Genomic DNA, 22328 nt, shown 5'->3' on the forward strand with positions numbered 1-22328 from the left:
GTTGCCGGCCTGCGCGCGGGCTGGCGTGCGGATAGGCACGTCAACCTTGGAAATTTATGCCTTGCGGCAGCGGACGTCGATGCCCAAGCCGCTCGATTGCGGTGAGCAGATTTGCCATGGGGAATCGCTGCGGCGCATCGGGGCGACCGGCGGCATCGGCGCAGCATGGGTTTGCTGCGGCGCAGGGTCGCCGGGTAGACGGCGATCGGGCATCGGGCCGCGCACGGGTCGGCGCGCGGCGGTCATGCGAAGGTACGACGCAACAGACCCCGCGAAATCGTCGATCTCGGCGGGGTCTTTCGGGGGCGGGTGCGGCCGGGCCGGCGGCCCGCCTTGCCGGCTTACTCCGGCACGCGACCGGTCACGCGTCGGGGCGGAAGATGTCGAAGCGGCTGTCGGGCTTCACGTGCACGTAGGCCGACGGGCCGCCCGCACGAAGAATGATGCCGGCGCCGAACGTGTCGAAGATGCCGTCCTTCAGCAGGTCATGACGGATATGGACCGCGACGACCTCGCCTAGCACCAGCGTGGCCGGCGTCTCGACGCCATGATGATCGCGCAGCCGGATCACGTCGGTCACCTTGCATTCGAAGTTCACGCCGCTTTCCGCGACGCGCGGCACGTTGACGACCCGCGACGGCACCGCGGTCAAGCCGCCGAGTTCGAATTCGTTGACCTCGTACGGCACGGCGGCGCAGGTCTGGTTCATCCGCTCGGCGAGATCGCGCGTCGCGAGATTCCACACGAACTCGCCGGTCTCCTGCACGTTGCGCAGGCTGTCCTTCGCGCCGGTACTCGAAAAGCCGATGATCGGCGGACGATAGTTGAACGCGTTGAAGAAACTGTAGGGCGCGAGATTGAGCGTGCCGTCGCCGCCGCGGGAAGCGATCCAGCCAATCGGGCGCGGGCCGATGATCGCGTTCAGCGGATCGTGCGGCAGGCCGTGGCCTTGCGAGGGTTCGTAATAGTGGTGGGTCGAGTCGTTCATGACAGGTGGTGTGGCGAGGCGCAAGCGATGGCGGAATCGGCCGGCGCGCTGCGTTCGCCGGGGGCGGCGAACGCGTGCGGCGCGACGTGCGTGCCAGTATCACATGGCGCCGTTTTCGCCGCAGCGAAGCGGCACGGACGGTGAAGGCGTCACGTGTCACACCCACAAAAAAACCCGCGAGGGCTTCATTTCTCGCGGGTTTTTTACACCTTCGTCAAATCGAATCGCGTCAATGCAATCGATGGTGCCGGGGACCGGACTCGAACCGGCAAGCCAGTTAAGGCGGCGGATTTTCGTCACACTGCTTCTTTCAAAGCCGGCGTCGCGTGCGCGATGCCGTTCGTGCGCTGGACTATGCCTTCGCCGTCGCGCGCGGGCTTGCCTGCTGCCCATGCGCCTTAGGCGCCCCCCGTCTAGTCTCTACACCTTCCTCGCGGCGGCCGCGAGGCTTGGCTCGGCGTTGCCTCGATGCGCGCATCAGGGGTTTCGCCGAATTTGAAGGGTTCTGCACCGACCGTTTCCGACCGGGCACTCAATCGTTTAAGTCCGCTATGTTTACCAATTTCATCACCCCGGCAAGAGGGCGGACGCGATTCTACCATTGCTTGCCCATGCGTTCCCTTATTCCGCGGCGCCGCATCGCGATGCCCCCGCCGTCGCGCGGCATCGTCACGCGTAATCGCCGACCGCCACACCGCCGCCAACGATTTCCTCCCGCGCCGCACCATCCCCGATACAATCGAATCCGCGTCGTCCGACGGCCCTATCCGTCAGACGTTTGTGTCGTGCCTTTTGCGAAACAAACGTCGCCCAAGTCATCGCGAAGTCACAAACGTTTTCGATAATTTCCCGGCCGAAAACGTTTACATCGCAAGCTTTCATGACCTCGACCATCAAGGACGTCGCTGCCCTCGCGGGCTTCTCGATCGCCACCGTCTCGCGCGCGATCAACGCCCCGCACACCGTCAGCCCCGCCACGCTGCAAACGATCCGCACTGCGATCGACACACTGCAGTTCCGCCCGAGCCCGCTCGGCCGGCAACTGCGCGGCGAGCGCACGCGGCTCGTCGGCGTCGTCGTGCCGACGTTGTCGAACCCCGTGTTCGCCGACTGCCTGCAAGGCATCGACGAACTCGCGACCGCGGCCGGCTTCAAGCTGATCCTGATGACGACGGAATACGACGCGGCGCGCGAGCGCCACGCGATCGAGACGCTGCGCGAGCAGCGCGTCGAAGGGCTGATCCTCACCGTCGCCGATGCGGATACCCACCCGCTGCTCGACATGCTCGACCACGACGGCCCGCACTACGTGCTGATGCACAACGACACGCAGCGCCGCCCGTCGGTGTCGGTCGACAACCGCCGTGCCGCGTATGACGGCGTGCGGCTGCTGACCGCGCGCGGCCACCGCCGCGTGCTGATGCTGGCCGGCTCGCTCGCCGCGTCGGATCGCGCACGCCAGCGTCATCTCGGCTATGCGCAGGCGCTCGAGGAAATCGGCGTCGCCCCGCTGCCGCCGGTCGAAGTCGATTTCAACGCGCCCGAGTTGCCCGATGCGGTGCTCGCGCATCTCACCGCGCACGCGACGCGCCCGACCGCCCTCTTCTGCAGCAACGACCTGCTCGCGATGGTCGTGATGCGCGGCCTGCGCCGCGCGGGCTTCTCGATTCCCGACGACCTGTCGGTGCTCGGCTTCGACGGGATCGCGCTCGGCGAACTGCTCGCACCGCCGCTCGCGAGCGTCGCGACACCGAACCGCGACATCGGCCGCCACGCATGGCAGCGTCTCGTCGAATGCATCGGCGGCGCAGCGATCGAACGCACGTCGCTGATCCTGCCGCACGTGGTGCGCGACGGCGCAACCGTGGCGCCGCCGGCCACCGACCTGCAATTGCGCAAGGCCTGAACCCGCGCCGCACACCCTGCACACCACCACACCACCCCAGCGCCTCACCCTCGCCCGGAGACCTACCGTGTCCTTTCGCCTGACCTCGCTGCTGCGCGCGCTTGCAGCGCCCGTCGCCTGCGCCGCGCTCCTCGCCGGCGCGCCCGCCGCCCACGCCGACGAAACGGCGATCTGCTACAACTGCCCGCCCGAATGGGCCGACTGGGCCGCGCAGATCGCGGCGATCAAGCAGAAGACCGGCATCCGCGTGCCGTTCGACAACAAGAACTCGGGCCAGTCGATCGCGCAGCTGATCGCCGAGCAGAAGAGCCCGGTCGCCGACGTGGTCTACCTCGGCGTGTCGTCGGCGTTCCAGGCGAAGGACAAGGGCGTGATCGCGCCGTACAAGCCCGCGCACTGGAACGACATCCCCGCGAACCTGAAGGACCCGCAAGGCTACTGGTTCGCGATCCATTCGGGCACGCTCGGCTTCTTCGTGAACAAGGATGCGCTCGACGGCAAGCCGGTGCCGCGCTCGTGGGCCGACCTGCTGAAGCCGGAATACAAGGGCATGGTCGGCTATCTCGACCCGTCGAGCGCGTTCGTCGGGTATGCGGGCGCGGTCGCCGTGAACCAGGCGCTCGGCGGCAGCCTCGACAACTTCAAGCCGGCGCTCGACTGGTTCAGGAAGCTGAAGGCGAACGCACCGATCGTGCCGAAGCAGACCGCGTACGCGCGCGTGCTGTCGGGTGAAATTCCGATCCTGCTCGACTACGACTTCGACGCGTATCGCGCGAAGTACAAGGACAGCGCGAACGTCGAGTTCGTGATTCCGAAGGAAGGCACGATCGCGGTGCCGTACGTGATGAGTCTCGTGAAGGGCGCACCGCACGACGCGAACGGCAAGAAGGTGCTCGACTTCGTGTTGTCCGACGAAGGCCAGAAGCTGTGGGCCAACGCGTACCTGCGCCCGGTGCGCGCGCAAGCGCTCGGCGCCGACATCGCATCGAAGTTCCTGCCGGCGAGCGAATATGCGCGTGCGAAACCGGTCGACTTCGGCAAGATGGCAGCCGGCCAGCAGGCATTCGGCCAGCAATACCTGCAGGTCATGCAGTAAGCGGCGGACCTCATCGATGCTTGACCTGACTTTCCCGCTGCGCTGGCGCGTCGCGCTCGTCGCGCCGGCGCTCGCGGTGTTCGCCGCGTTCTGGCTGCTGCCGATGGCGGCGCTCGTGCAGGTGTCCGCCGACGGCGCGTTCTTCTCGCACTACGCGGCGCTGCTCGGTAATGCGCGCTACATGAAGAGCCTCGGCGAAACCATCGCGCTGTCCGCGGGCGTCACGCTCGCGACGCTCGCGCTGTCGACGATCTCGGGCCTCCTGCTCGCACGCCGCGAATTCGCGGGCAAGCGCGTGCTGCTCGCGCTGCTCACGTTCCCGCTCGCGTTCCCAGGCGTCGTCGTCGGCTTCATGGTGATCATGCTCGCCGGCCGGCAGGGGCTGATCGGCATGCTGTCCGCGAAGCTCACCGGTGACAAGTGGGTGTTCGCGTACTCGGTCGCCGGGCTGTTCATCGGCTACCTGTACTTCTCGATTCCGCGCGTGATCGTCACCGTGATCGCGGCGGCGTCCAAGCTCGACGCGTCGCTCGAGGAAGCCGCGCGTTCGCTCGGCGCATCGCCGTGGCGCATCTTCGTCGACATCGTGCTGCCCGCGCTCGCGCCGGGCCTGATCGCGGCCGGCGCGATCTGCTTCGCGACCGCGATGGGCGCGTTCGGTACCGCGTTCACGCTCGCCACCGACCTGAACGTGCTGCCGATGACGATCTATACCGAGTTCACGCTGAACGCGAACATCGCGACGGCGGCCGGCCTGTCGATCGTGCTCGGCATCGTCACCTGGGCCGTGCTCGCACTCGCGCGCCGCTTCACCGGCCACACCGCCGCCGCCGCGGCCTGAGGATTCCTGCATGCAATCGCTTTCCGGCTCTTCCGCGCCGTCGCCGGCCCCGGCTCCCGCTCCCGCGCAGGCGAACGGCGTCGCCCGCCGCGCGCCGCGCGTCACCGGCGCGCGCGCGATCGCCGCGCTGCAATGGGGCGTCACGCTGCTGCTGTGCGCGTTCCTGATCGTGCCCGTCGTGATGTCGGTGCTCGCGGGCCTCACCGTCAACTATTTCCGCGGCCTGTCGAGCGGCCTCACGCTGCGCTGGCTCGAACAGGTGTGGCAGCAGTATCACGGCTCGGTCGCGCTGTCGCTCTATGTCGCGTTCGCGACGCTCGCGATCGTGCTCGCGGTCGGCGTGCCGGCCGGCTATGCGCTCGCGCGCAGCAAGAGCCGCGCCGCGCGCGCGATCGAGGAGGCGCTCGTGCTGCCGGTCGCGCTGCCCGGCCTCGCGTCGGCGCTCGCGCTGCTGGTCGTGTACGGCGGCTTCACCGCGTTCCGGATGAGCCTGTGGTTCATCGTCGTCGGCCACGTCGTGTTCACGCTGCCGTTCATGGTGCGTGCGGTGGCAGCCGTCGCGGCCGGCGCCGACCTGCGCACGCTCGAGGAAGGCGCGGCGAGCCTCGGTGCATCGTTCGTCACGCGCTTCGTCACGATCGTGCTGCCGAACCTGCGCCCCGGCATCGTCGCGGGTGCGCTCGCGGTGCTCACGCTGTCGATCGGCGAATTCAACCTCACGTGGATGCTGCATACGCCCGACACCAAGACACTGCCGGTCGGGCTCGCCGATACGTATGCGTCGCTGCGTCTCGAAGTCGGCAGCGCGTACACGATCCTGTTCCTGCTGATGACGCTGCCGCTGCTCGTCGCGATGCAGTGGCTCGGCGTCGATCCGTCCGGCACGCGGGCACTCAAGAAGCGCCCGCGCTGAATTTCTCGCAGACATGAAACTCGATTCCACTCCCATCACCCTGACCCGCTGCGCGAAGACGTTCCGCGGCACGCGCGTGCTCGAACCGCTCGACCTGTCAATCGGCGCGGGCGAAACGCTCGTGCTGCTGGGGCCGTCGGGCTGCGGCAAGACCACGACGCTGCGCCTGATCGCGGGCCTCGACACGCCGGACGCCGGCGGCACGATCGCATTCGGCAACGACGACGTCACCGCGCTGCCGATCGAGCGCCGGCAGGTCGGCATGGTGTTCCAGAACTACGCGCTGTTTCCGAACCTGACGGTGCGCGGCAACGTCGGCTACGGGCTGAAGATCCGCAAGACCGAGCCGCGCGCGCTGCGCGAGCGCGTCGACGAGTTGCTCGCGATGATGCGGCTCGACGCCCATGCGGACAAGCCGATCGACCAGCTGTCGGGCGGCCAGCGCCAGCGCGTCGCACTGGCCCGCGCACTGGCGGTGCGACCGCGCGTGCTGCTGCTCGACGAGCCGCTGACCGCGCTCGACGCGAAGCTGCGCGACACGCTGCGTCGCGAGATGAATACGCTGCTGCGCGAGCTCGGCGTGACGACGGTCTACGTGACGCACGACCAGGCCGAAGCGATGGAGCTCGGCGACCGGATCGTCGTGATGGGCGCGGGCCGCATCGAACAGATCGGCACGCCGCGCGACATCTACTACCACCCGGCCAACCGCACGGTCGCGCAGTTCATCGGCACGCTGAACCGGCTCGCCGGGCAATGGCGCGACGGCACGCTGGTGACCACGGGCGGCGCGATCGCGACGCCGCACGCCGCCGACGAGTGGTTCTTCCGCCCCGAGGATGCGCAACTCGCCGATCCCGCGCATGCGCCGCTGCGCGGTGCCGTGAGCGCATGCGCATTCCTCGGCGAGCGCACGCGGCTCACGATCGAGCACGCGGCTCCCGACGCGCTCGTCATCGACGTGCCGGGCCGCATCGCGCTCGCACGCGGCACGGCGGTCGGCCTCACGGTCGCACCTGAGGGCCTGATCGCGCTCGGCGCCTGATCCGTCATTCCGGCATCATTCATGCAGCACCCCACCGCGGCGCACGACGCCGCGACAACAATCACACAATTCCGAGGAACGACGATGCTGCTTGCTCAAATCAGCGATCTCCACATCAAGCGTCCGGGACAGCTCGCGTACCGGCGCGTCGACACCGCGGCCGCGCTCACGCGCTGCATCGAAAAACTGAACGCGCTCGTGCCGCGCCCGGATGCGGTGCTCGTCACCGGCGACCTGACCGATTTCGGCCACGACGAGGAGTACGGCAACCTGCGCGGGCTGCTCGCCGCGCTCGAGATTCCGTACTACCTGATGATCGGCAATCACGACGACCGCGCCGGGCTGCGCCGCGCGTTTGCCGATCGCGCCGAGCTGCAGGCGGGCGAATTCGTGCAATACGCGCTCGACGTCGGCGCGGTGCGCGTGCTCGCGCTCGATTCGCAGGTGCCGGGCGCCAGCTACGGCGACCTGTGCGATGCACGGCTCGCCTGGCTCGCCGCGCAGCTCGACGCCGCGCGCGACCGTCCGGTGATCGTCGCGCTACATCACCCGCCGTTCGCGTCGGGCATCGGCCACATGGACAAGCTGCGCCTCGCGCCTGCGGCTTCCGCGAAACTCGACGCGCTGCTGCGCGGCCATCCGAACGTCGAGCGCGTGCTGTGCGGCCACGTGCATCGCACGATGTTCACGCGCTTCGGCGGCACGCTCGCCGCCGCGGTGCCGTCGCCCGCGCATCAGGTCGCATTCGACCTGCGGCCCGATGGGCCCTCCGCGTTCCGGCTCGAACCGCCGGCGTTCGCGGTCCATCACTACGTGCCCGATGCGGGGATGACGTCGCATCACGTATATGTCGATGAAGGCGCCGGGCCTTATCCGTTCTATGAACCGACGGGTGAGCTGGTCGACTGACGGGTTGACGCACGCTGACGGGCAGCGGCCGGTCGGTTACGCAGGTTCGGCCGGGTTGGCCGGTCTGCCCTCGTCCGGCAGGATTCCCGTCGCTCCGGTATGATCGGCAGCCTCGACGGCGCCCCGCCGGCCTGCGCACCCGCCGCGTGCGCCGCGCGCCGCGCCGCCCCACTTCCGTTCGCGCCGCCATGTCCACCGCCTCCACCGACCGTCCGACCGACGCCGCCTCGCCCCACTATTCGCGCAGCCTGCTGTTGCTGCTGGCAACGATCGCGGGGGTGTCCGTCGCGAACATCTACTACAACCAGCCGCTGCTCGACAGCTTCCGCTCGGCGTTTCCCGCCGGCGCTTCGTGGATCGGCGCGGTGCCCACCGCGACGCAGCTCGGCTACGCGGCCGGCATGTTCCTGCTCGCGCCGCTCGGCGATCGCTTCGACCGCCGCGGGCTGATCCTGATGCAGATCGCCGGCCTGTCGGTCGCGCTGATCGTCGCGGCCACCGCGCCGTCGCTGGCCGTGCTCGCCGTGGCGAGCCTCGCGATCGGTATTCTCGCGACCATCGCGCAGCAGGCCGTGCCGTTCGCCGCCGAGATCGCGCCGCCGGCCGAGCGCGGGCATGCGGTCGGCACCGTGATGAGCGGCCTGCTGCTCGGCATCCTGCTCGCGCGGACGGCCGCCGGCTTCGTCGCCGAGTATTTCGGCTGGCGCGCGGTGTTCGCCGCGTCGGTCGCGGCGCTCGTCGCACTCGCCGCCGTGATCGTGCTGCGGCTGCCGCGCAGCTCGCCGACGTCGACGCTGTCGTACGGCAAGCTGCTCGGCTCGATGTGGCATCTGGCAGTCGAATTGCGCGGGCTGCGCGAAGCCTCGCTGACGGGTGCCGCGCTGTTCGCGGCATTCAGCGCGTTCTGGCCCGTGCTCACGCTGCTGCTCGCCGGTGCGCCGTTTCATCTCGGCCCGCAGGCAGCCGGCCTGTTCGGGATCGTCGGCGCGGCGGGCGCGCTCGCGGCACCGTACGCGGGCCGCTTCGCGGACAAGCGCGGCCCGCGCGCGATCATCTCGCTCGCGATCGCGCTGCTCGCGCTGTCGTTCGTGATCTTCGCGCTGTCGGGCTCGAGCCTCGTCGGGCTCGTGATCGGCGTGATCGTGCTGGACGTCGGCGTGCAGGCCGCGCAGATCTCGAACCAGTCGCGCATCTATGCGCTGAAGCCCGAGGCACGCAGCCGCGTCAACACGGTGTACATGGTGTGCTATTTCATCGGCGGCGCACTCGGCTCGTCGGCCGGCGTCGCCGCATGGCACGCATTCGGCTGGATCGGGATGTGTGCAACCGGGCTGGTGTTCACCGCGCTCGGGGGCTGGTTCCACCATCGCGGCGGCCGGCGCGACTGAGCGCGACCGGCCACGGCCGCGTCACGCGTCGGCGCGCGGTGCGGCCGGTTCGACGGCGGGCGGCGTAGCGAACGCGGGTGCCGGTTCAGCGGCGGGCGGCGGCGCGAACGCCGGTGCCGGTTCGGCGCTGGGCGGCGTGGCGAACGCCGGTGCCGGTTCAATGACCGCGGCTGGATCCATCACGGCGCCCGGTGCCGGCACGGCCAACTGAACGGCGGAAGGCGCCAGGATCGGCGCCGCATCGGGCACCGCGATCGGTTCGGGCGCCGCTGCCGCCTCCACCGTCGATGCGGCTGCCGCGGCCGCCGAACTGGCAGCCGCCGCGCGCGCCGCGGGCCGGCGCGCCGGATCGAACACGAACGACAGCCCGACGCTGCCGAGGATCGCGACGGTCGCGACCACCGTCGCCATCGTCACCGGCTCGCCGAGCAGCAGCGCACCGAGCGCGACCGCGACGATCGGGTTCACGTACATGCAGCTGCTCGCGATGATCGGGCTCGTGTGGCGAATCAGGTAGCCGTACGCGACGTACGCGGCCATCGTGCAGAACACCATCAGGTACAGGAACGCGAACACCGGCCCCACCATCAGGTGCTCGACGCGTTCGCCGACCAGCCACGCGACGAGCGTCGAGATCATGCCGCCGAGGCCGATCTGCAGCGACGTCGACAGGAACAGGTCGGACGGCAGCTTGAGCCGCGTCGCGAGATGCGCGCCGCCGGCCCAGAACAGGGCGCCGGCCAGCACGCAGATCGTGCCGAGCGCCGAGCTCTGCGCGGCCGCGCCGCCCGAATTCAGCACGACGATGCCGACCATCCCGAGCGCCACGGCCGACCACTCGCCTTTCGTGACCGGCCGCCCGGCAACCGCGGCGATCACGGTCGCGAACAGCGGCACCGTGGCCACCATCACCGCGGCCGAGCCGCTGCTGACCAGACTGATCCCGAGCGCGATCGTGCCGGACGACAGCGCGACGAGCATCGTGCCGACGATCCCCGCATTGCGGATTTCGAGCAGCGTCGGCCATTCGGGCTTGCGCCGCAGCGCGAAGATGAACAGGCCGATCCCGCCGAGCAGGTTGCGCAGCCCCGACAGCAGCAGCGGCGGGAACGACTGCAGCGCGAAATGCAGGCCGCTGTAGGTCGAACCCCAGACGAAATAGATGAAGACGAGCGCCAGCGCGACGCGGCCGCCGCGGCTTTGCGGCAGGCGGATCCGGAACGAGAAGCGGGCGAAGAAATCGAGGAGACGGTCGAGCGGCGTCATCGAGCAGCCTGCCCGCACGTCACGCCGCGTGCTCCGCTGAAAGACACCGGCGATGCCGGCAAACGGCCCTGGCGGGACCGGGAAGGCAGAGCGAACGTGCGGAACGACATGGCAGTGCGAACGGCGACGAAAGAGAACCGGCAAGCGGCGGCAGAGGGACAAAAAAACGCGCGCAACCGTTTCGGCTGCGCACGCTCGGCATTATGGCATCAAGGATTCGAAAGCATCGTCGGACCAGTCTGAAAGGATCGCGAATGATGTTTCCGCGCGACATTTCCCGGCCGGCGTGCGGGTGAAATCGGGGGCCGGATACGCGACACGTGTGCGTTGCCACGATGTCGATCCGACCCGCCATTCACGCCATCCGTCGCGGTCGAGTCAGCCATCGGCCGAACGGCCAGTCCTGCGCGCCAGCCAGCACGTCCCCCTTATCGTGACGGTCGGCTCACGCGCCGCATGCGCTAAACGACCTCTCTTCGACACCTGCACCGCCCATACAAAATTTTGTATAATTCGACCATTCTCCCGCCGAAGCCTGTTGTTTTCGTCGGCAGCGCGCTAGCGGATCTGCGCGGCTTTCCGCTGCCTGCGCGACGCGAAGCCGGCCACCAGATCGACCAGGTACAACGCGGGTTCGCGCCCGACGACTGGAAGCCGATGCGCACCGTCGGCGTCGGCGTGCGGGAAATTCGCCTGCGCGATGCGAGCGGCGCGTTCCGGATCATTTACGTCGCGACGTTCGCCGACGCCGTCTACGTGCTGCACTGCTTCCGCAAGCAAGCGACGCGCACCACCCGAGCCGATATCGAACTGGCCGCCCGGCGCTATCGCGCGCTGACGATGGAGAGGAAACGATGACCACCGACCGTTATTCAAGCGTCTGGGACGCAATCGAGGGCCAGCCGGCCGAAGCCGAGAACATGAAGCTGCGATCCGAGCTGATGATCGCGCTCAAGCAGCGCATCGCGCAGCTCGAGCTCAGTCAGGCCCAGGCTGCGGAACGACTGGGCGTCACGCAGCCGCGCGTCTCCGACCTGATGCGCGGCAAGATCAACCTGTTCGGGCTCGACGCGCTCGTGAACATGGCGGCGGCCGTCGGCCTGCGCGTCGACCTCCAGGTGCGCGAATCCGCGTGACGCGTCACGTGCGCGTGCCGCGATGCCCGACGCATCGCGGCACGCGCACGCGCCGCCACCGCACGCAACGCCCCGCTCACGATCCGCCGAACCAGTTGTACCCCTGGTCGACCCAGTAGCCGCCCGGAAACGTATCGGTCACGAAGATCTCCATGATGTGCTTCGGATTCTTGTAGCCGAGCTTGGTCGGCATCCGCAGCTTCATCGGGAAGCCGAACTCCGGCGGCAGCCGCTGGCCGTCGTAGTCGAACGCGAGCAGCGTCTGCGGATGCAGCGCGGTCGGCATGTCGATGCTTTCGTAGTAATCGTCCGCGCACTTGAAGCCGACGTACTTCGCCCGCGTGTCGGCACCGGCGCGCGCGAGAAACGCGCCGAACGGCGTACCGCCCCAGCGGCCGATCGCACTCCACCCTTCCACGCAGATATGCCGCGTGATCTGTTCCGCGTGCGGCAGCGCATACAGTTCGTCGAGCGTCCACACGCGCTTGCCCGTCACGCGGCCGGACAGCACGAGCCGATACGTCGACGCGTCGACGTGCGGCACGTCGTCGATCCCGTAGTACGCGTTGAACGGGAACGGTCGCGTGATGTCGGCTTCGGTGTAGGTCGGCGCGAGCCGCTCGCCGCTGAACAGCCAGGCCTGCACGCGATCGTTCATGCGCGACACCGTCTCGAGGAACGTGTTGACCGACGCGTCGTCCTTCAGCGTGCAGCCGGTCAGCATCGTCAGGCCGCCGAGCGTCAGCACGCGCCGGTTGAACAGCCGCCGCGACGGCATCTCGAGCTCGCGGCGCACGTCGAGTTCGAGCGACTTCCGGTCGAGCGTCCAGCGCGAACCGTCGCGCTTGGTTTCGGATTCCGACATGATGATTTCCTTCACCCGAGGTTGACGGGTCAGCGCCCGCGCAGCATCGCGAGCAGCGAGCGCGGCACCAGCAGCGCCATCGCGACGTGAACGACAATGAATCCGACGAGCAGCGACATCGCCCAGAAGTGCACGACACGCGCGTTGTCGTAGCCGCCGAACAATTCGCGCAGCAGCGGGAATTGCACGGATTTCCAGATCGTGAGCCCCGACAGCACCAGCACGACGAGATCGACGATCGCGGTCAGGTACGCGGCACGCTGCACCGCGTTGTACACGCTCAGGTCGGCGTGCGACAGCCGCCCGCTCACGGCGGCACGGATGTCGCGCCAGATCGACGCCGGCGTGACGGGCAGCATCTTGCGCGCGAGGCGCCCCGTCGCGATCGACATCGTCAGATAGAACAGGCCGTTGAAGACGAGCAGCCACATCGCCGCGAAATGCCATTGCAGCGCGCCGCCGAGCCAGCCGCCGATCGTGAGCCCGTGCGGGAACGTGAACGGCGGATAGATCGGCGACGCGTCGTAGATGCGCCAGCCGGACAGCACCATCAGGATCGCCGCGAGCGCGTTGAGCCAGTGGCTCGCGCGCACCCACAGCGGATGGATCGGGCGCGCGGGCGGCGTGGCGGCCGCGCGGCCGGTGGCGGGAACGGTTTGCATGATGAAGACTCCCGGAATGAGTCGACGGGACGCGATGCAATGCGGGCGGCCGCCGTGCGACGCACGCGCCGGCCGCACCGCGTCCGCCTTTCGTCAGTTCGACGGCGCCATCTTGTCGCCCGACGGCTTGCCCATCTCGTCGTGCGACATCGCGTCCTTCTTCATCGCGTCTTTCTTCATCGCATGCTTCTTCATGCCGTCCTTCTTCATCGCGTCGTGGCCCATTGCATCCTTGGCCATCGCGTCGTGGCCCATCGCGTCTTTCGACATCGACGAACCCGGCTGCGACATCGCATCGTTCTGCGCATACGCGCCCGTGGCGATCGTGGCGAAAGCGGCGACGCAAGCGGCAATCAGTACTTTTTTCATGACATCTCTCCAGAACAACATGGGTTTAAGGAGCCGAATAGACGGACGACGTCGCGGGAAATGACAGCCGCTGCGAAAATTTTTTTTGAAGTTGCGCGAAAGCGCGCCGTGCTGCACCGCATTGCCGTGGCCGGCCGGGCCGGGAGGCCATGCGGCGGCGGCGCGCGCTGCCATTTCGACGGGCCACCGTGCCGCCCGCCATGCTGCGGCCGCACCGGGGCAGCCGATCCTCTCCCGGTTGAAACCGCCGCCAAGCCAGTGTATCGTGTGCGCTGCTAACGCGGGGGTCCTGCAATGCGCCCGGTCAAACAACCGGCATTGCGGGTGAGAAATACCCTTTGAACCTGATCTGGATAATGCCAGCGCAGGGAAGCGTACGGATTTCGCCGCCATCCTTCTGACGAAATCCGCCGCCTCACCAAGCCTCGTCTCCTGCTTAGCTCGAGCCCCACATACGTCAAGGGCTCCGGGCAAGCGCCGAAGCGCCTGTCCGGCGCTCACACAGGAGATTGCATGAACGCCAATCCGAAGTTTCTGTCCGCCGACGCTCATGTCGATGCCGCGGCCGTCGCCCCGCTGCCGAATTCCCGCAAGGTTTATGTCACCGGCTCCCGGCCCGACATCCGCGTGCCGATGCGCGAGATCACGCAGGCCGACACGCCGACCGGCTTCGGCGGCGAAAAGAATCCGCCGATCTACGTGTACGACACGTCGGGCCCCTATACCGATCCGGACGCGAAAATCGACATCCGCGCGGGCCTGGCCGCGCTGCGTCAGGGCTGGATCGAAGCGCGCGGCGACACGGAAGTGCTCGACGGCCTGTCGAGCCAGTACGGCCTCGAGCGCGCGGCCGACCCGGCCACCGCCGACCTGCGCTTCCCGGGCCTGCACCGCAACCCGCGCCGCGCCCAGGCCGGCAAGAACGTCACGCAGATGCACTATGCGCGCCAGGGCATCATCACGCCGGAAATGGAATACATCGCGATCCGCGAGAACCAGCGCCGCGCCGAGTACCTCGAGAGCCTGAAGGCGAGTGGCCCGAACGGCGCGAAGCTCGCCGCGATGATGGGCCGCCAGCACCCGGGCCAGGCGTTCGGCGCAGCGGCCTTCGGCGCGAATGCGCCGGCCGAGATCACGCCGGAATTCGTGCGCTCGGAAGTGGCGTGCGGCCGCGCGATCATCCCCGCGAACATCAACCACCCGGAATCCGAGCCGATGATCATCGGCCGCAACTTCCTCGTGAAGATCAACGCGAACATCGGCAACTCGGCCGTCACGTCGTCGATCGGCGAGGAAGTCGACAAGATGACCTGGGCGATCCGCTGGGGCGGCGACACGGTGATGGACCTGTCGACCGGCAAGCACATCCATGAAACGCGCGAGTGGATCATCCGCAACAGCCCGGTGCCGATCGGCACGGTGCCGATCTACCAGGCGCTGGAAAAGGTCAACGGCAAGGCCGAGGATCTCACCTGGGAAATCTTCCGCGACACGCTGATCGAACAGGCCGAGCAAGGCGTCGACTACTTCACGATCCACGCGGGCGTGCGCCTGCAGTACGTGCCGCTCACCGCGAACCGGATGACCGGCATCGTGTCGCGCGGCGGCTCGATCATGGCGAAGTGGTGCCTCGCGCATCACAAGGAAAGCTTCCTGTACGAACACTTCGAAGAGATCTGCGAGATCATGAAGGCGTACGACGTGAGCTTCTCGCTCGGCGACGGCCTGCGCCCCGGCTCGATCTACGACGCGAACGACGAAGCGCAGCTCGGCGAGCTGAAGACGCTCGGCGAACTCACGCAGATCGCGTGGAAGCACGACGTGCAGGTGATGATCGAAGGCCCCGGCCACGTGCCGATGCAGCTGATCAAGGAGAACATGGATCTCCAGCTCGACTGGTGCAAGGAAGCGCCGTTCTACACGCTCGGGCCGCTGACCACCGACATCGCACCGGGCTACGACCACATCACGTCCGGTATCGGCGCCGCGATGATCGGCTGGTTCGGCACCGCGATGCTCTGCTACGTGACGCCGAAGGAGCACCTGGGCCTGCCGAACAAGGACGACGTGAAGGAAGGCATCATCACGTACAAGCTCGCCGCGCACGCCGCCGATCTCGCGAAGGGCCACCCGGGCGCGCAGGTGCGCGACAACGCGCTGTCGAAGGCGCGCTTCGAGTTCCGCTGGGAAGACCAGTTCAACATCGGCCTCGATCCGGACAAGGCGCGCGAATTCCACGACGAAACGCTGCCGAAGGATTCGGCGAAGGTCGCGCACTTCTGCTCGATGTGCGGCCCGCACTTCTGCTCGATGAAGATCACGCAGGACGTGCGCGAGTTCGCGGCGCAGCAGGGCGTGTCGGAAACCGAAGCGCTGAAGAAGGGGATGGAAGTGAAGGCGGTCGAGTTCGTCAAGACCGGCGCCGAAATCTATCACCGTCAGTAAGCGAATGCGCGGTCCGGCGATTCCCGCCGGATCGCCTCGCCACGCACGAAGCCCGCTTTCGAGCGGGCTTTTTTGCGCATGTCGCGTGCCCGCCGGCGCATGCGAAACAATTGATTACGAAACCGCGCGAGCCTTAACAAGTCCTTACAGCAGCCGCGCGGGACGGCGCGTAGATTGGGTTCATGCGCGGCCGCCAGCCGGTCGTGCGCCTTCCCGTTCACTACCACAAGGACAACGATCATGAATTCGATTCGGCGTTTTGGGGTATGCGCTCTCCTCGTCGCGACAGTGGCCAGCTTGTCGGCCTGCGATTCGATGTCGCGACGCCAGCGCGATACGGCAATCGGTGCGGGTGTCGGTGGCGTCGCCGGCGCGGCGATCGGCGGCAACGCGCTGTCGACGCTGGGCGGCGCGGCGGCCGGCGGCATCATCGGTAACCAGGTCGGCAAGTAAGCAGTCCGACATCGGCCGGCCGGGCGTCGCCGCCCAGCCGCAGGCCGGTGGTTCAACGGCGTTTCCGCAGTGCGGAAGCGCCGTTTTCGTCTGTCGGGCCGCAACAGGCCGGGCCGCTCCGCCCGGAAATGATCGGTTACCGTTTCTCATACCGTGTCATCGGGACTCGGCCTAAGCTTCAACCATCTGCCGATCGCCGGCTCCGCCGGAGACACATCATGAACAGGATCCTCGTCGCCGCGGCGCTTGCCTGCACGACGCTTGCCGGCTGCTATTACCCGTACGGCTATTATCCGGGCGGCTATTACACGGCGGCGCCGGTGCCGGTGCAGCCCGCGCCCGTGTATGTCGATCCGGCCCCCGCCTACTACTATCCGGCGCCGGCCTATGCGCCAGCATGGGGCGGTTATTGGGGCCCGGCGCTGTCGCTCAATTTCGGCTTCGGCGGACGCGGCGGCTGGCGCCATCACTGATCTGACCGGCCGCGCCGCACGTGGCGGAGCGTCTGCGGCCCGGCGGCAAACCGGCGGAATGACCGTTTCTTGTCGTTTCATCCGATCGTGAAACGACGGGCAGTAACGCGGTGTAAGATTCCTCGCATCCCGTCCCCGCCCTCGCCGATCGATGTCACCCAAGAACGCTTTCCTGCTGACCGTGCTCGCCGCCCTGTGGGGCGCGTCCTTCCTGTTCATCCGCGTCGGCGTGGTCGATTTCGGCGTCGCGCCGCTGATGGCGTTGCGCGTGGGCATCGGCGCGCTGTTTCTCGCCGGCTTCGCGCTGACGCGCTTCAAACCCGCCGATCTCGGCGCCCGGCTGCGCCGGCATGCGTGGCCGTTGTTCGTCGTCGGCGCACTGAACTCGGGCATCCCGTTCTGCCTGTTCGCGTTCGCCGAACTGACGCTGTCGGCCGGCGTGACATCGGTGATCAACGCGACGACGCCGCTGTGGGGCGCGCTCGTCGCTTACCTGTGGCTGAAGGACAAGCTGTCGCTGCCGCGCGCGCTCGGCCTCGTGATCGGTTTCGCCGGCGTGCTCACGCTCGTGTGGAACCAGATCGCGAATGCGCACGGCGAAACGGGCGCCGCCGCGACCGCGCTCGCCGCCGCCGCGGCGCTCGGCGCGACGCTGCTGTACGGCATCGCGGCCAACTACACGAAGCGCAAGTTGACCGGCGTCGATCCGCTCGTCAACGCGACCGGCAGCATGATCGGCTCGACCGTCCTGCTGCTGCCGTTCGCGATCGCCACCTGGCCGGCCGCGCCGGTCAGCGCGCACGCATGGGGCTCGGTGCTCGCGCTGGGCGTCGCCTGCACCGGCATCGCGTATTTCATCTTCTTCCACCTGATCGCGCACATCGGCCCCGCGCGGGCGATTACCGTGACGTTCGTGATTCCCGTGTTCGGCCTGCTGTGGGGCGCGCTGTTCCTCGGCGAACACGTGTCGGCCGTGATGATCGAAGGCTGCGTGATCGTGCTCGTCGGCACCGCGCTCGCGACCGGCGCAATCAAGCGGATTCCCGGGATCCGGCCGCGCAGCGGCGAAGCGACCTGACGATACATTCGGGTGCACGCACCGCCATCGTTCCGGCCGTGATGCGTGACGACCGGGCGCCGGCTATTCATCGCCGCGCCCTCGAATAGTGCCGCGGCGCGTCCGGCATTCCGCTGACGGCGAGCTTCGTTCGCCATTTGGCGGCTGTCGGGATTTCCCGCCTCGCCTTGCCGCGCATGCCATGCTCCCCGATTGTCATGTGCGGCGGCGACGCCCGACGCGACGCGGCGGTCATGCGCTGCGCGCATGCGAGCGGCGCCGGCCGCAGTGCCGTTCCCGCGTGTGTCTGGAGTTTCCCTGATACGCGAGCCGCCGCATTCCCGTTACACTTCGGACACTTACCCGCAGAAGGCGGTCTCGATGTCCCACGTCCTTTCGCGTCCGCCGGCGCGTGCGACTGCTTCAGCGTGGCGGCGCGCTGCCGTTGCGCCGCTTGGCCCCGGGCACCGTTGACATGAAGCCCGTCCGCGACCTCTCGCTCGACTCCCTGCTCGAACGCCTCACGCCGACGCCCGGCGGCTGGGTCGCCACCTATCGCACCACGACATTGCGCAGCGTGTTCCAGCCCGTGCTGTCGATCACGCACAAGCGGGTCGTCGGCTACGAAGCGCTGCTGCGCGTCGTCGATCCGAACGGCGCACTGATCTCGCCCGCCGCGCTGTTCGACAAGACGCGCGCCGACGCCGACGCGCTGCTGCTCGACCGCCTCGCGCGCTGCCTGCACACGGCCAACTTCATCGCGCAAGGCATCGGCGACGGCTGGCTGTTCCTGAACGTCAACCCGCGCGTGCTCGACTCGGGCCTCGTGCAGCGCGAATTCGTCGAAGCGCTGTGCCGGCATTTCGCGCTGCCGCCGAACCGCATCGTGCTGGAAGTCGTCGAACAGCCGTCGCGCGACGAAGCCGAGCTCGCCCGCACGATCGACATGATCCAGCATCGCGACTTCCTGATCGCGATCGACGACTTCGGCACGGGATTCTCGAACTTCGACCGCGTGTGGCGCGCGCGCCCCGACATCGTCAAGCTCGATCGCTCGCTCGTCGTACGCTCGACCGGTTCGGCCGACGATCGCCGCATCATGCATCACCTCGTGTCGATGCTGCATCAGGCCGGTGCGATGGTGCTCGCCGAGGGTGTCGAGAGCGACGACTCGCTGCAGGCGCTGATGGAAGCCGATATCGATTTCGTGCAGGGCTTCCAGTTCGGCCAGCCCGATGCATCGATCGCCCATGCCAGCGCGGCAGCACCCGCGATGCTCGACGCCGCGTGGCAGCGCTTCATCGCGCGCCGGCACACGCCGGTGGCCGCCGAGCAGCCCGGCTTCGACGCGATCGAGCGGCTCGTGCTGTCGGGGGCGGCGGCATTTTCCGCAAGCGGCAACCTGCAGGACGCCGCGCAACGCGTGTTCGCGGTGCCGGCCGCGCGCCGCGTGTTCGTCACCGACGAAACCGGCGAGCAGTTCCTGCCGTCGATCGGCGCGCGCGCCGACGACGGCCAGGCGGGCGTCACCCGCCTTTCACCGCTCTTCCCGGAAACCCACAGCAACTGGTCGCGGCGCCCGTATTTCCAGCGCGCGATCGCCGCGCCCGGACGCGTCGCGCTGATGGGCCCGCACTTCTCGCTGACGGAAGGCCGCGACTGCTATACGGCCGCCGTCGCGATCCGCGCGCAGAGCCGGCTGGTCGTGTTCTGCGTCGACTTCGTGCTCGACAGCGCCGGGACCGTCATGCGCTAACCAGTGCGATGGCAAGCGTTCGGCTGTCGCGCCCGCCGTTCGTCGGCGCATCCATTCGTCAGTCGGTCACTTTCCCTCGTCCCGACTTCACCACGCTGCGGCGCGACTTGTGCTCGAGCCGTCGCTCCTTCGACGCACGCGTGGGCCGCGTGGCGACCCGCGCACGCGGCGTGAACGCAACGCCGCTGATCAACGCATCGAGTCGCGCCAGCGCGGCTTCGCGATTCTTCTCCTGGGTGCGATATTCCTGCGACTTGATCACGACGATGCCGTCACGCGTGATGCGCTGGTCGGACAGCGCGAGGAGCCGCTCCTTGATGACGGGCGGCAACGACGACGCGCGGATATCGAAGCGCAGGTGGATCGCGCTCGACACCTTGTTCACGTTCTGCCCGCCCGCGCCCTGCGCGCGCACGGCCGTCCATTCGACTTCGGCCGGATCGAGCGTATAGCGGATCATCATCGCGCAGCCTCCCTGCGGCGCCGTGCAAGCGCCTCGTCGACGCGTGCCGCGAGCCCCGAATCGCGCTGCGTGCGCGTCGCGACCGCCTGCGCGAGTACGCGCCGAGGCCCGATCACCTGCACACGTGTGCGGGCACGCGTGACGGCCGTATAGACGAGCTCACGCGTGAGCACGCGGCCGAACGAAGCCGGCAGCACGAGCGCGGCTTCGTCGAATTCCGAGCCCTGCGACTTGTGGACCGTCAGCGCGAACGCGGTTTCGTGCGGCGGCAGCGCGGCCGGCGACACCGCGCGCGCGGTGCCGTCCGCGCGCCTGAACCACACGCGCAGCACGCCGTGCGCGTCGGGCAGCGCAATGCCGATATCGCCGTTGTACAGCCCGAGCGCATAGTCGTTGCGCGTCACCATGATCGGCCGCCCCGTGAACCAGTGCGCGCCGACCGCCAGCGGCACGCGCGCCGCGTGGCGCACGTGCGCGGCCACGAGCGCATTGACGTGCTCCGCGCCGCGCAGGCCGCTACGGGTCGCGCACAGGATCCGGAACCGGTTGAGCGCGTCGAACAGCGGCAGCGGATCGGGCGCCGGCGCGGCCAGTGTGTCGCGCAACGCGTCGAGGTAAGCGCCGAAGCGCCGCGCGAGCCGCTCGACCGTCGACGACGCGAGCGACTCGCCCGCATCGTCATGGAATGACGCGGCGGCCGAATCGTCGGCGGGCAGCGCGTCGAGCGCGGCCTGCACGTCGCCGCTGCGGATCGCGAGCGACAGCCGGCCGATCGGCGAATCGAGACCGAAGCGGTAATTGCGTTCGAGCCAGACCACGCAGTCGGCGAGCGGTGCGGGTGCGGGCGTGGCTGGCGCGGCGGCGGGTTCGCCCGGCGGTATCGATGTGATCGATGCAAGCGCCACGTCGCCCGCGTCGAACGGCGGCAGCTCGACGGCGTCAAGCCACGCAAGTTCGTCGACCTCGATCCATGCGGGGGCGTCGCCTGGCTCGCCGGCCTCACCCGGCTCGCCGGTTTCGGTCAGCGCCGGATCTACGGCCGGCGGCGGCGCGACGCTGGACGGCGAACTGTCGTCATCCTGCGGCTCGTCGTCGAAAAGCGATGCCTGTCGCACGTCGACCTTCCGTCGCGAAGCTGGTTTGCGCATAGCGGCCGCAGCACGCGCCGGCGCCTCGACCGCGGCGGAAGCCGGATGCGCAGCGGGAGCGGCGGCGGTCGCGGCGGCGTCCTGCACCGGCAGCGCCGCGACGAATGCCGCCTCGTCGATGCCGAGCGCCTGGGCGATGCGCGTGCGCGCCGCAGCGGTAAACGCCGGTCGCGCGCTCAACTCCGCGAACACGGCGCCCGCCTCGACCGCGGCCAGTTGGTCCTTGTCGCCGAGCAGCACGAGCCGCGCACCCGGCGCGAGCGCATCGAGCAGATGCGCGGCGAGCGCGACGTCGATCATCGACGCCTCGTCGACGACGATCAGGTCGTACGGCAGCGGATTGTCGCGATGATGCCGGAACCCGGCCGCCCCGCCGCCGCCCAGCAACCGGTGCAGCGTGAACGACGTCTCCGGCAGGCGCGCCGCAAGTTCGGGCGGCAGGTCGCCGGCCCGCGCGTGCAGCGCTTCCTGCATCCGCTGTGCGGCCTTGCCGGTCGGTGCGGCCAGCGCAACGCGCAGCCCCGGATGCGCGTCGAGCAGACAGGCCAGCACGCCGACGACGGTCGTCGTCTTGCCCGTGCCCGGGCCGCCGCTGACGATCGTCACGCGACCCGTCAGCGCGACGATCGCCGCGACGCGCTGCCAGTCGACTTCGCCGGTTGCCGGCCCGAAGTAACGCGCGAGGCTGTCGCGCAACCGGTCGGGCGCGAGACCTTCGTCCGGCGCGGCCACGCCGGCCTGCGCGACGAGCGCATCGGCAAGCCGCCGCTCGTAGTCGAAATAGCGCGACAGGTACAGGTGGTCGTGGCGGTCGACGATCAGCGGCCGCTCGTCGCCGCGTGCGAGCGTGCCGAACGCGACCACGCCGCTCGCGGCAAGCGCCGCGCGGACTTCGTCGAGCGGGGCTTCGTAGCGCTGCGCGAGCGCGCCGAGCGCGACGCACACGTGGCCGCCCGCGGTCGCACGACTCGTCGCGAACGCGGCACGCGCCGCCCAGCGCGCGGCCGCGGCCGGCGCACCGGCGCGACGAGCCAGATCGCCGATGCGGCGCGCAAACCCTTCCGCGAGCGCGATGCCGAAATCGGCGGGTTCGGGCAGCCGCGCGACGAGGCCGCCGGTAAATTCGAGCGTGTCGTCCTGCGCGTTCAC

The 22328-nt window shown here is 68.7% G+C and carries 22 protein-coding genes and 1 riboswitch; of the genes, 14 read left to right on the plus strand and 8 right to left on the minus strand.

The window, feature by feature from the left end; genetic code table 11:
* Nucleotides 1-361: 361 nt before the first annotated feature.
* A complete protein-coding gene (locus tag CFB34_RS18075; RefSeq protein ID WP_089439646.1) occupies nucleotides 362-988 on the minus strand; it encodes a flavin reductase family protein in 627 nt (208 codons plus the stop codon).
* Nucleotides 989-1868: 880 nt separating this feature from the next.
* Between CFB34_RS18075 and CFB34_RS18080 the strand changes: the two genes are divergently transcribed.
* The 7 genes from CFB34_RS18080 (at nucleotide 1869) to CFB34_RS18110 (ending at nucleotide 9086) form a co-directional block, all read left to right on the plus strand.
* Nucleotides 1869-2894 (plus strand): substrate-binding domain-containing protein, encoded by a 1026-nt coding sequence (locus CFB34_RS18080; RefSeq protein WP_089439644.1) that lies wholly within the window; start codon nucleotides 1869-1871, stop codon nucleotides 2892-2894.
* A 67-nt stretch (nucleotides 2895-2961) separates the two neighbouring features.
* A complete protein-coding gene (locus tag CFB34_RS18085; protein ID WP_089439643.1) occupies nucleotides 2962-3990 on the plus strand; it encodes an ABC transporter substrate-binding protein in 1029 nt (342 codons plus the stop codon).
* A gap of 16 nt (nucleotides 3991-4006) precedes the next feature.
* On the plus strand, nucleotides 4007-4831 hold the full coding sequence (locus tag CFB34_RS18090; RefSeq protein WP_069247587.1) for an ABC transporter permease: 825 nt from the start codon (nucleotides 4007-4009) through the stop codon (nucleotides 4829-4831).
* Between the two features lie 10 nt (nucleotides 4832-4841).
* A complete protein-coding gene (locus CFB34_RS18095) occupies nucleotides 4842-5744 on the plus strand; it encodes an ABC transporter permease subunit (RefSeq protein WP_089439642.1) in 903 nt (300 codons plus the stop codon).
* Between the two features lie 13 nt (nucleotides 5745-5757).
* Nucleotides 5758-6789, plus strand: a complete 1032-nt coding sequence (locus CFB34_RS18100; RefSeq protein ID WP_039352318.1) for an ABC transporter ATP-binding protein — start codon at nucleotides 5758-5760, stop codon at nucleotides 6787-6789.
* 84 nt (nucleotides 6790-6873) lie between these two features.
* Nucleotides 6874-7698, plus strand: a complete 825-nt coding sequence (locus tag CFB34_RS18105) for a phosphodiesterase (RefSeq protein ID WP_089439641.1) — start codon at nucleotides 6874-6876, stop codon at nucleotides 7696-7698.
* 188 nt (nucleotides 7699-7886) lie between these two features.
* Complete coding sequence (locus CFB34_RS18110) at nucleotides 7887-9086, plus strand: MFS transporter (RefSeq protein WP_089439640.1); 1200 nt, start codon at nucleotides 7887-7889, stop codon at nucleotides 9084-9086.
* Between the two features lie 21 nt (nucleotides 9087-9107).
* On the opposite strand, the gene CFB34_RS18115 is transcribed toward CFB34_RS18110, so the two are convergent.
* The gene (locus tag CFB34_RS18115) at nucleotides 9108-10352 is read right to left on the minus strand and encodes an EamA family transporter (protein ID WP_089439639.1); all 1245 of its coding nucleotides are present in this window, start codon (nucleotides 10350-10352) and stop codon (nucleotides 9108-9110) included.
* A 504-nt stretch (nucleotides 10353-10856) separates the two neighbouring features.
* Between CFB34_RS18115 and CFB34_RS18120 the strand changes: the two genes are divergently transcribed.
* Nucleotides 10857-11210: a type II toxin-antitoxin system RelE/ParE family toxin gene (locus CFB34_RS18120; protein WP_089439638.1), complete on the plus strand. Its 354-nt coding sequence runs from the start codon at nucleotides 10857-10859 to the stop codon at nucleotides 11208-11210.
* On the plus strand, nucleotides 11207-11488 hold the full coding sequence (locus CFB34_RS18125; protein WP_089439637.1) for an XRE family transcriptional regulator: 282 nt from the start codon (nucleotides 11207-11209) through the stop codon (nucleotides 11486-11488). Before CFB34_RS18120 ends, CFB34_RS18125 begins: the two co-directional genes overlap by 4 nt.
* 76 nt (nucleotides 11489-11564) lie before the next feature.
* Here CFB34_RS18125 and CFB34_RS18130 read toward each other — a convergent pair whose 3' ends face one another.
* The 3 genes from CFB34_RS18130 to CFB34_RS18140 all read right to left on the minus strand — a co-directional run bounded on the left by CFB34_RS18130 (nucleotide 11565) and on the right by CFB34_RS18140 (nucleotide 13384).
* Nucleotides 11565-12353, minus strand: a complete 789-nt coding sequence (locus CFB34_RS18130) for a molybdopterin-dependent oxidoreductase (RefSeq protein WP_089425873.1) — start codon at nucleotides 12351-12353, stop codon at nucleotides 11565-11567.
* 29 nt (nucleotides 12354-12382) lie between these two features.
* Nucleotides 12383-13015 carry a cytochrome b/b6 domain-containing protein gene (locus tag CFB34_RS18135; protein ID WP_089439636.1) on the minus strand — a complete coding sequence of 211 codons (633 nt, stop codon included), beginning with the start codon at nucleotides 13013-13015 and terminating at the stop codon, nucleotides 12383-12385.
* A 93-nt stretch (nucleotides 13016-13108) separates the two neighbouring features.
* Entirely contained in the window at nucleotides 13109-13384 is a 276-nt protein-coding gene (locus tag CFB34_RS18140) for a pentapeptide MXKDX repeat protein (protein WP_011351498.1), read from the minus strand.
* Between the two features lie 272 nt (nucleotides 13385-13656).
* A riboswitch (TPP riboswitch) is annotated at nucleotides 13657-13773 on the plus strand.
* 124 nt (nucleotides 13774-13897) lie between these two features.
* On the opposite strand from CFB34_RS18140, the gene thiC reads away from it, so the two are divergent.
* Nucleotides 13898-15829, plus strand: a complete 1932-nt coding sequence (gene thiC, locus CFB34_RS18145; RefSeq protein WP_089439635.1) for a phosphomethylpyrimidine synthase ThiC — start codon at nucleotides 13898-13900, stop codon at nucleotides 15827-15829.
* Here the strand turns inward: thiC and CFB34_RS18150 are convergent.
* Nucleotides 15823-16071 carry a hypothetical protein gene (locus tag CFB34_RS18150; protein WP_105771328.1) on the minus strand — a complete coding sequence of 83 codons (249 nt, stop codon included), beginning with the start codon at nucleotides 16069-16071 and terminating at the stop codon, nucleotides 15823-15825. The genes thiC and CFB34_RS18150 overlap by 7 nt on opposite strands.
* Here CFB34_RS18150 and CFB34_RS18155 point away from each other — a divergent pair.
* The 4 genes from CFB34_RS18155 (at nucleotide 16070) to CFB34_RS18170 (ending at nucleotide 19568) form a co-directional block, all read left to right on the plus strand.
* Nucleotides 16070-16282 (plus strand): glycine zipper 2TM domain-containing protein, encoded by a 213-nt coding sequence (locus tag CFB34_RS18155; protein ID WP_011545020.1) that lies wholly within the window; start codon nucleotides 16070-16072, stop codon nucleotides 16280-16282. The two genes, CFB34_RS18150 and CFB34_RS18155, sit on opposite strands and share 2 nt — an antisense overlap.
* A 218-nt stretch (nucleotides 16283-16500) precedes the next feature.
* Nucleotides 16501-16755 carry a hypothetical protein gene (locus CFB34_RS18160; RefSeq protein ID WP_089439634.1) on the plus strand — a complete coding sequence of 85 codons (255 nt, stop codon included), beginning with the start codon at nucleotides 16501-16503 and terminating at the stop codon, nucleotides 16753-16755.
* Between the two features lie 151 nt (nucleotides 16756-16906).
* Complete coding sequence (locus CFB34_RS18165; RefSeq protein WP_089439633.1) at nucleotides 16907-17833, plus strand: DMT family transporter; 927 nt, start codon at nucleotides 16907-16909, stop codon at nucleotides 17831-17833.
* Nucleotides 17834-18287: 454 nt separating this feature from the next.
* Nucleotides 18288-19568, plus strand: a complete 1281-nt coding sequence (locus tag CFB34_RS18170) for an EAL domain-containing protein (RefSeq protein ID WP_089439632.1) — start codon at nucleotides 18288-18290, stop codon at nucleotides 19566-19568.
* Nucleotides 19569-19626: 58 nt separating this feature from the next.
* Here the strand turns inward: CFB34_RS18170 and arfB are convergent, their stop codons facing one another.
* Nucleotides 19627-20031, minus strand: coding sequence for an alternative ribosome rescue aminoacyl-tRNA hydrolase ArfB (arfB, locus tag CFB34_RS18175; protein WP_011351491.1), 405 nt, complete (start codon nucleotides 20029-20031; stop codon nucleotides 19627-19629).
* Nucleotides 20028-22328, minus strand: coding sequence for an AAA family ATPase (locus tag CFB34_RS18180; RefSeq protein WP_089440375.1), 2301 nt, complete (start codon nucleotides 22326-22328; stop codon nucleotides 20028-20030). Before CFB34_RS18180 ends, arfB begins: the two co-directional genes overlap by 4 nt.

This window comes from Burkholderia sp. HI4860, assembly GCF_002223045.2.
Classification (GTDB): domain Bacteria; phylum Pseudomonadota; class Gammaproteobacteria; order Burkholderiales; family Burkholderiaceae; genus Burkholderia.

Coding starts and splice junctions, on each gene's coding strand:
- CFB34_RS18095 (WP_089439642.1), top strand. CDS start 4,842: ATGCAATCGCTTTCCGGCTCTTCCGCGCCGTCGCCGGCCCCGGCTCCC.
- CFB34_RS18160 (WP_089439634.1), top strand. CDS start 16,501: ATGAACAGGATCCTCGTCGCCGCGGCGCTTGCCTGCACGACGCTTGCC.
- CFB34_RS18080 (WP_089439644.1), top strand. CDS start 1,869: ATGACCTCGACCATCAAGGACGTCGCTGCCCTCGCGGGCTTCTCGATC.
- CFB34_RS18155 (WP_011545020.1), top strand. CDS start 16,070: ATGAATTCGATTCGGCGTTTTGGGGTATGCGCTCTCCTCGTCGCGACA.
- CFB34_RS18100 (WP_039352318.1), top strand. CDS start 5,758: ATGAAACTCGATTCCACTCCCATCACCCTGACCCGCTGCGCGAAGACG.
- CFB34_RS18140 (WP_011351498.1), bottom strand. CDS start 13,384: ATGAAAAAAGTACTGATTGCCGCTTGCGTCGCCGCTTTCGCCACGATC.
- thiC (WP_089439635.1), top strand. CDS start 13,898: ATGAACGCCAATCCGAAGTTTCTGTCCGCCGACGCTCATGTCGATGCC.
- CFB34_RS18170 (WP_089439632.1), top strand. CDS start 18,288: ATGAAGCCCGTCCGCGACCTCTCGCTCGACTCCCTGCTCGAACGCCTC.
- CFB34_RS18115 (WP_089439639.1), bottom strand. CDS start 10,352: ATGACGCCGCTCGACCGTCTCCTCGATTTCTTCGCCCGCTTCTCGTTC.
- CFB34_RS18125 (WP_089439637.1), top strand. CDS start 11,207: ATGACCACCGACCGTTATTCAAGCGTCTGGGACGCAATCGAGGGCCAG.
- CFB34_RS18130 (WP_089425873.1), bottom strand. CDS start 12,353: ATGTCGGAATCCGAAACCAAGCGCGACGGTTCGCGCTGGACGCTCGAC.
- CFB34_RS18150 (WP_105771328.1), bottom strand. CDS start 16,071: ATGATCGTTGTCCTTGTGGTAGTGAACGGGAAGGCGCACGACCGGCTG.
- CFB34_RS18135 (WP_089439636.1), bottom strand. CDS start 13,015: ATGCAAACCGTTCCCGCCACCGGCCGCGCGGCCGCCACGCCGCCCGCG.
- CFB34_RS18110 (WP_089439640.1), top strand. CDS start 7,887: ATGTCCACCGCCTCCACCGACCGTCCGACCGACGCCGCCTCGCCCCAC.
- CFB34_RS18165 (WP_089439633.1), top strand. CDS start 16,907: ATGTCACCCAAGAACGCTTTCCTGCTGACCGTGCTCGCCGCCCTGTGG.
- CFB34_RS18105 (WP_089439641.1), top strand. CDS start 6,874: ATGCTGCTTGCTCAAATCAGCGATCTCCACATCAAGCGTCCGGGACAG.
- CFB34_RS18090 (WP_069247587.1), top strand. CDS start 4,007: ATGCTTGACCTGACTTTCCCGCTGCGCTGGCGCGTCGCGCTCGTCGCG.
- arfB (WP_011351491.1), bottom strand. CDS start 20,031: ATGATGATCCGCTATACGCTCGATCCGGCCGAAGTCGAATGGACGGCC.
- CFB34_RS18075 (WP_089439646.1), bottom strand. CDS start 988: ATGAACGACTCGACCCACCACTATTACGAACCCTCGCAAGGCCACGGC.